6 protein-coding genes are annotated in these 8,846 nt (G+C 62.1%); all 6 read right to left on the minus strand.

The annotated features are described in order from the left end of the window. Nucleotides 1–303: 303 nt before the first annotated feature. Nucleotides 304–717 (minus strand): DUF4150 domain-containing protein, encoded by a 414-nt coding sequence (locus ENJ19_03470; GenBank protein ID HHM04785.1) that lies wholly within the window; start codon nt 715–717, stop codon nt 304–306. Nucleotides 718–754: 37 nt separating this feature from the next. Beyond that, a complete protein-coding gene (locus tag ENJ19_03475) occupies nt 755–1,333 on the minus strand; it encodes a DUF3540 domain-containing protein (protein ID HHM04786.1) in 579 nt (192 codons plus the stop codon). Nucleotides 1,334–1,352: 19 nt separating this feature from the next. Next, nucleotides 1,353–3,341 carry a hypothetical protein gene (locus ENJ19_03480; GenBank protein ID HHM04787.1) on the minus strand — a complete coding sequence of 663 codons (1,989 nt, stop codon included), beginning with the start codon at nt 3,339–3,341 and terminating at the stop codon, nt 1,353–1,355. A 1-nt stretch (nt 3,342) separates the two neighbouring features. Further along, complete coding sequence (locus tag ENJ19_03485) at nt 3,343–5,703, minus strand: DUF2169 domain-containing protein (protein ID HHM04788.1); 2,361 nt, start codon at nt 5,701–5,703, stop codon at nt 3,343–3,345. Beyond that, a complete protein-coding gene (tssI, locus tag ENJ19_03490) occupies nt 5,703–8,594 on the minus strand; it encodes a type VI secretion system tip protein VgrG (GenBank protein ID HHM04789.1) in 2,892 nt (963 codons plus the stop codon). The genes ENJ19_03485 and tssI overlap by 1 nt, the downstream gene beginning before the upstream one ends. A gap of 103 nt (nt 8,595–8,697) precedes the next feature. Beyond that, nucleotides 8,698–8,846, minus strand: a 149-nt coding sequence (locus ENJ19_03495; GenBank protein ID HHM04790.1) for a type VI secretion system tube protein Hcp, incomplete at its 5' end; no start/stop codon positions are given.

Genomic DNA, 8,846 nt, shown 5'->3' on the forward strand with positions numbered 1-8,846 from the left:
AGGCCCTGGTTGGCCCCTTCAATGGTCATGTAAGCTGGAGTAGGCATGGTCTGTTCTCCTGTAGCTGGTAATCCCCTGTCGGCTCCGCCTGCCACGCACACCGTGCGGCAGACAGTTGCTCAAACCGCTACAGGAACCGTGCCAGATCTGGGCTTGTTTCATAATAGATTGAATACGTTGAACTTTATCTGCTGCTGTCAGGAAATTTCCGGGCTGGCAAACGCATTGGGAAAGTGCGACTGCGCAGCGCTTCGCGCAGCGTCTTGAGCCTGTGCGCGAAATACCGCGCACCACGCCTGAGGTTCAACCGGAGATCAACACCACGGTTTGCGACGGCGCTGCATGGACGCCGATGGTGTTGGCATTGCTGCCATTGTGCTGTGTCTGACAGGTGAGATACACCGCGGCCTGTCCCTCGATTTTCACCAAGGCACTGGCCGTTGAGAATTTCACCGGGCCTTTGATCATGCTGGAGGTCACCCCGCCCAGGGTGCCTGCTTCGTCTCCACTGCTCATGCTGATTTGGGAGTTCTTCAGAACCACCGCCTGGTTCAAGACTTTGACCGTTTTTGATGCCGTGGGTGGCAGGGTCTGATTGAGCTGGGCGATGTTGGGAAACGGCGTCGGTATCGGCGGCGCCGGCGGCGCGGGGACTTTGCACACATCGGGAACGGTGGCGAGGGCCGTTCCCCCCATCATGGTGCTCATTGGAAACATGGTTTTGCTCCGTCTTGGTATCAGGTGAGTGGCGGTGTCAACCCAAGTGAATACGCCGGGCGCGAATTTTCACTTTGTCCTCTGCTTTTATGGTGGCCTGTCCGGACTGCTGGTGATAAGCCCCTTTCACCCACTTGCGCATGCGGCCGGCATGCACCTGACTCAGTTGCTCCACGTAGCGGTAACTGTTGCGCGCCCGTTCCACCAGTGTCTCCACCGTCGCCTCCATCTTTCTGGCAGCAAGCTGCAACAGCCCATTGGGGCCCAGCTTCAGCGTGGTGGCACCGTCCCCGCCTGGCTCCCGGGCTGAGAGCCGGACCGCCACATTGCTTTGCACGACAATTTCTTCCGCCGCCCGACACTGTACCCCTTTGCCTGCCAGCAAATTGATGTTCCCCTCCGGGGCGTGGAGATTCAGATCACCTTTGGGCACGCACAATTCACCCTGCCCGGTTTGGGGATCGAAACGGAACACCACACGTTGCCGGGTGTCGCGAACCTGCAGGATCTCCACCCCGTCTTGCTCTACGATCTCTGCACGGGCCCCGCTGCTGCTGGTCAGGGATTTCTCCCGCCCGTGCCCGGATGACGTTTTGAAAAGCGCAGTCACCGCCATGATTATCTCCTTGCAATCTTCACATTTTACGCGGCCGGGGCGCCCGCCATTGTTCCGCCGCGGCCAGAACCGGATCGGTTTTTCGCAGGGCCTGGCGCCGGGCCCCGGACCAGTTCACCCCCTGAACCTGGGTGCGATGCAGCCGCGTTCCCAGCAAATGTGCCCCGCTGAGGTCGGCCCCGCTGAGGTCGGCGCGGGCAAAATCAGCATAGTCCAGCTTTGCCCCCCGGAAGCTGGCGCCGCTGCACTGGGCATCCTCCAGCAAGGCCTGTTCGAGCCGGGCCTCATCCAAGCGGCTGCCGCGCAAGGAGGCGCCGCCAAAATACGCCGTGCGCAAATCACTGCCGGCCAGGTGCGCGCCATCCAGCTTTGCCCCACCAAACTTTGCCGCAACGCCATCCACAGCCACCATGCTGCACGCACTCATGTCGGCCCCTTGAAAATCTGCCTGTCTGATGCAGGCCTGGTCCCAGTGACTGTCAGCCAGCCCGGCCTGGCTGAAATCTGCGTCGCTGCAATCGCAGGCCGCCAAATCCTGTCCGCTTAAATCGGCGCCAACGAAACTGCACTGGGCCAAGACACTGCCCGACAAGCGCACGCCGACCAGATCGGCGTCTTTGAAATCGGCCCCCGTGCAAACGCTGCCGCGCAAGTCGGCCTGACCCAGTTTGGCCCCCACCATACTGGCGCCGCTCAAATCAACCTGGGTCAGGCGGGCCCCGCTGAGGTCGGCCCCATCCAAGGCCGCGCCGTCGAGCACGGCATGGTCCAAATTGGCGTTGACCAAAATCGCCCGGGACAAGTCGGCGTCTTTCAAGACGGCGTGGCGCAAATCGGCGCCGCTCAAATCGGCGTGGGCCAGATCGCAGCCGCACAAGTCCGCACCACGCAAATCCGCCTCGCTGAGCAGGGCGTGGCTCAGGCTGGCACCCTGGCATTGGGCCCGGTACAACACCCCGCCCGTCAAATCGGCGCCGGCCATGAGCGCCGCGCTGAAACGCCCTTTGCTGAACTGGCCACCGCTCAGCGTGGCACCCCTGAGATCAGCCTGGTCGAAACGGGCGCCACCGGCTTGCACCTGCCGCAGCGTCGATTCGCCCAACTGCGCCGCGCTGAAATCAGCGCCGCGCAAATCAGCGTGGCTGAGATCGCCGCCGGTCAGATCAGCGCCGGCCAAGACCACGCCCGTCAACCTTGCCCCGGCCAGTCGCGCCCGCTGCAAATCGCAGCCGGCGAAACGTGAAGCGCGCAGGTCAACGCTGTCCAGGGAACAGTCTCGCAAGCCACCGCCACTGAAATCCATGCCCAGCGCCGCCCGGGCCCGGCCGTCGAAGCGCTCCACGTGCAAAGCCCGGCAATCAGCGCCGGAGAGATCCGGATCAACGGGATTCACCCGGCGAAAATGCGTACCGTGCAACAGGGCGCCTTTGAAATCCGCCCTGCTGAGGTCGCAGTTTTCCACACGTGTGTTGCGCAGCGTCGCCCCGCTCAATTGGACTTGTGACAACAGCGTGTCGCTGATGATGGCCTCATCGAGCACCGCCCCGCGAAGATCAGCGCCGGTCATATCCAGACCGGACCACAAGGCGCCGCTGAGATCGGCACCGCACAGGCACACGCTGGGGGCGGGGGTGCGGGCGTTTTGTTGCTGTTTTGGCACCTCACGCAACAAGCCGACGATATTGGCGGACAGCTCAAACTGTTCCAGTGCCTCGTCGATCTCTTCCTGGCTCAGTTCAGCGTCAGGCAAGTACACCACACAGGAGTCTTTGAAACTGGCCCCGCTGAAATCCGCGCCGCTGAAATCGCAGTCAATGAAAATGCATTGATCGAACGCCGCATTAGGCAGACGTGCACCGTTAAACTTGACCTGGTGAAACACTTTGCCGCTTAGTGGAATGTTCCTCAGCGTCTGCCCGGACAGATCCAGCTTGAGCAAAGCGGGCGCCGCAGGCGTCTCGCCCTTTTGCAAGCACTCCAGCAGTTGTCGCTGTTGTTCGGCCAACATTTCAGCCCACCAGTTTGGTCATTTGAATATTGGTACCGGTCAGACAGGTCTGGTCGAGGCGGGCGTTCCAGAACTCGGCCTGAAAACAATTGCTGCCGCTGAGATCGGTCTGGACCAGCTGCGCCTCCTGCAGATCGGCCTGAAACAGATTGGCCTGCCGCAGGCTGGCGCCACTGAGGTCGGCCCCGCTCAAATCGCCGTGGCGCAATTCTGCGGCGTCCAGCCTGGCCCCATGCAGGCAAGCGCCGGAGAAGTCCGCGCGCACCAGGTCGGCATATTGAAAAGAAGCACCGGCCAGATGCGCACCGGTCCACAGAGAGGCGTCGCCACGCACTCCGGTGAACACAGCACGGGGGAGACGGCAACCGTCGCCAGCCCGCAATTCGGTAAGCTCAGCGCCACTGGCCTGCACCTCGTCGCCCGCAGCCGTGCCCAGGGAAGCCTTGACCAACACCGCCGCGGTGAATACCGCCCGGTGCAACACGCTGGCGTCAAAGTCCGCCTCCGTCAGCACTGCGTCGTGGAAGCGCGCCTCTTCCAGATGGGCATGGGTGAACTGGGCGCCGGCGGCCTGCACTCCGCTAAGGTCCGCTTTGTTGAGGCATGCGCCGTCGGCCAGCACGTTTTTCATCGACGCGCCACGCAGCTGCGCGCCCGTCAGATTGGCGCCGCTCAAGTCTGCGTCATCGAGGCAGGCACCGCTCAGATCAGCGTGGGAAAGATCGGCCTGGCTCAACACCGCGCCCCGAAGGTCGGCGTTTTGCAGCAAAGCATTCTGCAATTGGGCTTCAGTCAAAATGGCCTGCCGCAGATCAGCGCCACGCCAGTCCCGGCCGGCGCCCTGAAACCCGCTCAGATCGGCACCTGGAACAGCGGCTGCCTCCCCTGCCTTTGCGGCCGCTGGACCACTATCGGCAGGGGCGTCACCACCTTCAGGCGCATCCGCCAGGACCTCGTCCAGAGCGCTGATATCGAAACCCTGTTGTGCCAGGATGGCTTTGGCCCGTGCCGCGGCCTCGCTCTGCCCCGCCTCTGCCGCGGCGGGATCGACCCCCAGAGCGGTGAAGAATGCCTCCGCGGCGGCAGCCGGATCGCTGCTTTGCATCACCGTTTTGACGGCATCGAGAGTGGCCGCGTGGCCGGGATGGGTTTGTTTCAAGCCGTCCAGGGCGGCCGCCACTTCTCCCGCGACGGCGGCATTGATGGCCACGGGATCGGGCTCGGGTGCCGAGGGGACCGCCGGTGGCACAGTATCAGCGGGAGGCACCTCCGCCTCCTCCGCGTCCTGCTCAAACTTCGGCGCGTAGTGTCCGGCGTCTGGCGCAGCCTGATGCACGGGCTCGTGCACCACCAGTAACTGGTTCAGTTCGGGATACTTGGGCGACGAGACCGGTATGACGCCACGCCACAGCAACACCAAACGCTCCGCATCCAGGTCTACCCAGAGGGTATCCAACACCAACGGCACTTCCCTGGTGTGACCGGCTGCGCCCTCTCCTTCTTCCACAAAACCGCGCACCCGCAGGCCCGGCAGCCGGCTGCGGTAGCGGGCGTGCTCAGGATGCATGTTTTCGAACAACAGACTTTCATCGCCGCGCAAATACCCCTCCAGTTGCTGGTCCGAGGGGGCGGCGTTCTGGGCGCGCCAGTCGAAGTCCGCGGGGAACCAGGGCCAGCGCGTTTTGCGCCACGTCTCGTCATAGCTGCCCATGCGGCTGCGACGCTCAAGCCAGGTTCTGTCCAGCGGCCCGAAGCCGGCGGGGGCCAACTGGTCTTTGGCGGACCGGATGCGGTGCCGGGGATGTTCGATATTGGGCAGGTAATGCACCTTATCGCCCCCAGCATCAGTCACCGGGCGGTAACCCTTTCCTAAGGGGTTGGCCGCAAAGCCCGCGCCACCGTAGCTGTAATCGTAGCGCAGCGGCAGGGAAACAAAGGGCTGCGGTTCGGACATGCGCTCGCCGAGCAGGCGCTTGTTCCACTGCCGCTCGCCCACCACCCACAAGCTTTTGCGCCACGATCCAACGCCGAAAACCACTTCGCAGGCAGGCACGGCCTGTCCCCGGGGCGCATGGCAGGTTCCCACCAGGATCAGATCGGCCCGCGGTTTGAAATAGGCAAAATCGCTGTCGTAACGGCAGCCGCTGGAGGCATCCTCACCATAGTAAAGATCGCCGGAGAACTGCGCCGGCTCGTCTTCGTCCAAAACGGCCACACCACCGGCTTGCAGACGAAAAGCGCCCTTGACCATCACCGTGAGGGTATCGCGGGGATAGTGCACCTTGCCCGGCAACCAGGCCACAGCGAAGGGTGTGTCGTTGATCAGTTTCATGGGCGTTTTGATCGACAGACCGGGCGGCATTATATGTTTTGCACACCCAAGCCTTTGATTTTCACCCCTGCCGTACAGGTGACATTGGCGGACGTCTTGCCGAAGAGCTGCGCAGTATTGCCCACCACCTTGGCCATCGCGGCATTGAGCAGAATTTCGCTTTGACCGATTTTCAGCTTGATGAACTGCGGGGTCATCTCGATGCTGGAGCCGGTGGGGCCACCGCAACTCAACTTGATGGATTTGTCGGTGACTTCCAGCTTGGCCGCAGTGGGCGTGCTGACCGTGGGTTGGCCCACGGCGATTTCCACTTTGTTCTTTTCCAGGTTGACCTTGGACGGTGCCACGTTTTCGAACTTGTCCACCGTCTTGTTTTTGTAGATGCCGTAGGCTGTGGCCGCCGCCCAGGCGGTCACCGCAGCAGGAAAACCGATGGTGCTGGCCCAGGAGGAGGCTGGGGCGTCGGTTTTGCTGGCGTCACCCGGATTGCCGGTAAGGGCGTAATGGCCGCCGGCGGTGGCGGCGCCCGGCAGCACCACCGCCAGACCGCCGCCCACCACCTTGGCGGCGGCCTTGGCCACGCTCTTCCAGGTCCGCTCCGCCGCCTGTTCCGGTACCCCCTTGATGCGGATCTGGATGGTATCGTTGGCGATGATATCGTGGTTGTTCGCATCCAGGGTGTTCTGGCTTTCCGGCGCACAGTCGATATTGGGCCCGAAGTTAATGTCCACATCGGTGCTCCAGCCGAAATCGACATTGGATGCCAGCCCGATATTCAATGAACCACCGATGCTGATATCGGTGGCCAGCCCCAACTGGCCGGCGAAGCTCAGCCCGGCAAAAAAACTCTCTGTATCACCATATTGCAAGGAGGTGGAAGAGGTGTTTTCGATCACCACATTGCGCCACACCGGGCTGCCCCACAGCGACTCACCCACCTTGAACATGGTGTTCATATGCGCGGTACCGGCATCCCACACACCCACATTGCCCTGGCCGATAGTGATGCGGCTTTGGCCGCCGATGATGATTTCCCTATCGCCCTGGGTGATTTCCGTGCGGTTGCCGTCAGTGTAATCCATCACACCGTCCAGCTCGGCGCTGGTGTTGTTCATCTCCAACGGCACCGCGGACGAGAGGGTGGCACCGGTGGCGGGATTGCTGCGCAGCTTGTTGCCGCTGACCACTTCCACGGTGCCGTCGCTGCGGCCATAACGCACATAGCTGGACCGGCCATTGCAATAATTGGGCACCGACAGCTTGACCCAGACATCGCTGTTACCGGCAGGATCGCTTTCGCTGACCGTGCTGAGGCTTTGATATTGCTGCCGGGGCAGCAGCACGGTGTAGCGACCCACCTGTCCGCCCACACCATACTGGACAGCGGCACCGGCCGGGCTCTGCTGCATCTGCCCGGGGCCGGCGCCGCCACCGGCATCACTGCCGGAAGACGGGCCGTCGCTGAATTCGAGTTGGGCGCCGCTGGCGGTTTTGATGATGTTTTTGGTGCTGTTTTGCGCGGTCACCACGCTTTGATTGCGCGGGTTGGGCACGGCGCCGGTGATAATGGGCCGGTCGGGATCACCATCAATGCAGGTCCACAACACCTCCGTCCCTTTCGGCAAGGGGAAATGCATACCCTGGCGGGCGCCGCCGTAGGGTTGGGCCATGCGGATGTAGCGGGAGGCTTCCCCCTCCCCCGCACCGCTGAGGTCAAAGGGCATGACCACTTTATACCGGCCCTGGTTGTCGATCTGCGCCCGCTCGCCGCTGCCCCGGCCATCCACAAAGGCATTCATGGCGCCGTAGAGCCGGGGCTTGACGGCGCGGCGGGGGGGGCGGTAGGGGGTGGCGGCGGTAATGCAGGAAAAGCTGTTGCCGTAGCCGAATTGTTCCCTGCCGCCCTCGCCGCAACTGCCGCGGTGACGGACATGGGTGACGATGTATTCCACATTAAAGTCGTGTCGATAATGTTCATCCAACACAAAACGGCAACCGCCGCCCAGCCCCACGCAGTCACTCTCACCGTGAAACACTTTGCGGCCCGCCAGCCGCTCTTCGGCCCGAACCCGGGCCAGGCGCCGGCCCTCCTCGGGTGTTTTGAAATGATCGCCGTATTCCATGACCAGCCCCACGCCTGCGGGATCCACCCCCACCTCGGCCTGCATGGGAATGTGGGGCATCTGATTGTTGTAATCTTTCACTATCAGTTTTTTCGGCGCCGGTTTTTGCCGGCAGCGAAAACGTTGCACCGAAGCGGCATCCACTTCGACGGCGCCGGCAGCGGGAACGTAGGGCAGCGTGTTATGGTCAGCCCACTGGGGCAGGCGCTCGGGGTAATCTGTGATTACCAGACGTTCCCGTTCTTCCTGTTGCTGGAAAAAATAATAAATGCCCTCGTGTTCCAGCAGCCGGGAAATAAAATTAAGATCGCTTTCGCGGTATTGCACCACATAGTCGCGAACCGGATAATCCCGCTGCAATTCGATCAGCACATCGTCGCTTTGCAAGCCCACACCGGCCGCATCACCGTCGGGTTCACCCAGCAGACAGGCCAGCACGATGTCCGGCACGTTCATCTTCTGATAAATCTGATTGCGGGTACTGTGGGCCAGCAAGGCCAGGCGCGGGGCCAGTACTACGCGGTAGACAAAATAACCGCGCCGCTGCTCTTCACCCTGCTCCGCTTCCACGATGACACCGTGAAAGACACGGCGGTTGTGGTGACATTCCAGGCCCAGCCTGGCCGGCTGGTACAGCAAGTCCTCCAGGTCAAGCTGGGGATCTGCCGACAACAGTTGCCCTTCGAAACGGTAACTTTGCGAAAGCCCTTCTTCACCTTGGAAGCCAAGGACAGTAAAACTGTGCCCAGACCAAGCCTGCACCTGAAAGTCAAAGTGAGTGTTCAGTGTGTCTGCCATGGCAACTTCCTCAGATTCTCAAAAGCAACATGCCTGTTGTTGCAGGTGATGAGATGGGGGTCTGCGCCGCCCCGCCCGCAAGCGGGGCGCACAGCATTTTGCATCAGACCTTGGGCGCGCGCCAGTCGTCGCTGCCGGCGGTGCCGGCCACCACATGCTCCCAGTCAATGCGGCGGTAGGAAAAAGACCAGTCTTCCAGATGGGTGAAATGCGCGTTGGCCGGGTCCTGACAGTTGTACATATAGGCCTTCA

The organism is Gammaproteobacteria bacterium, assembly GCA_011375345.1.
Lineage (GTDB): Bacteria > Pseudomonadota > Gammaproteobacteria > DRLM01 > DRLM01 > DRLM01.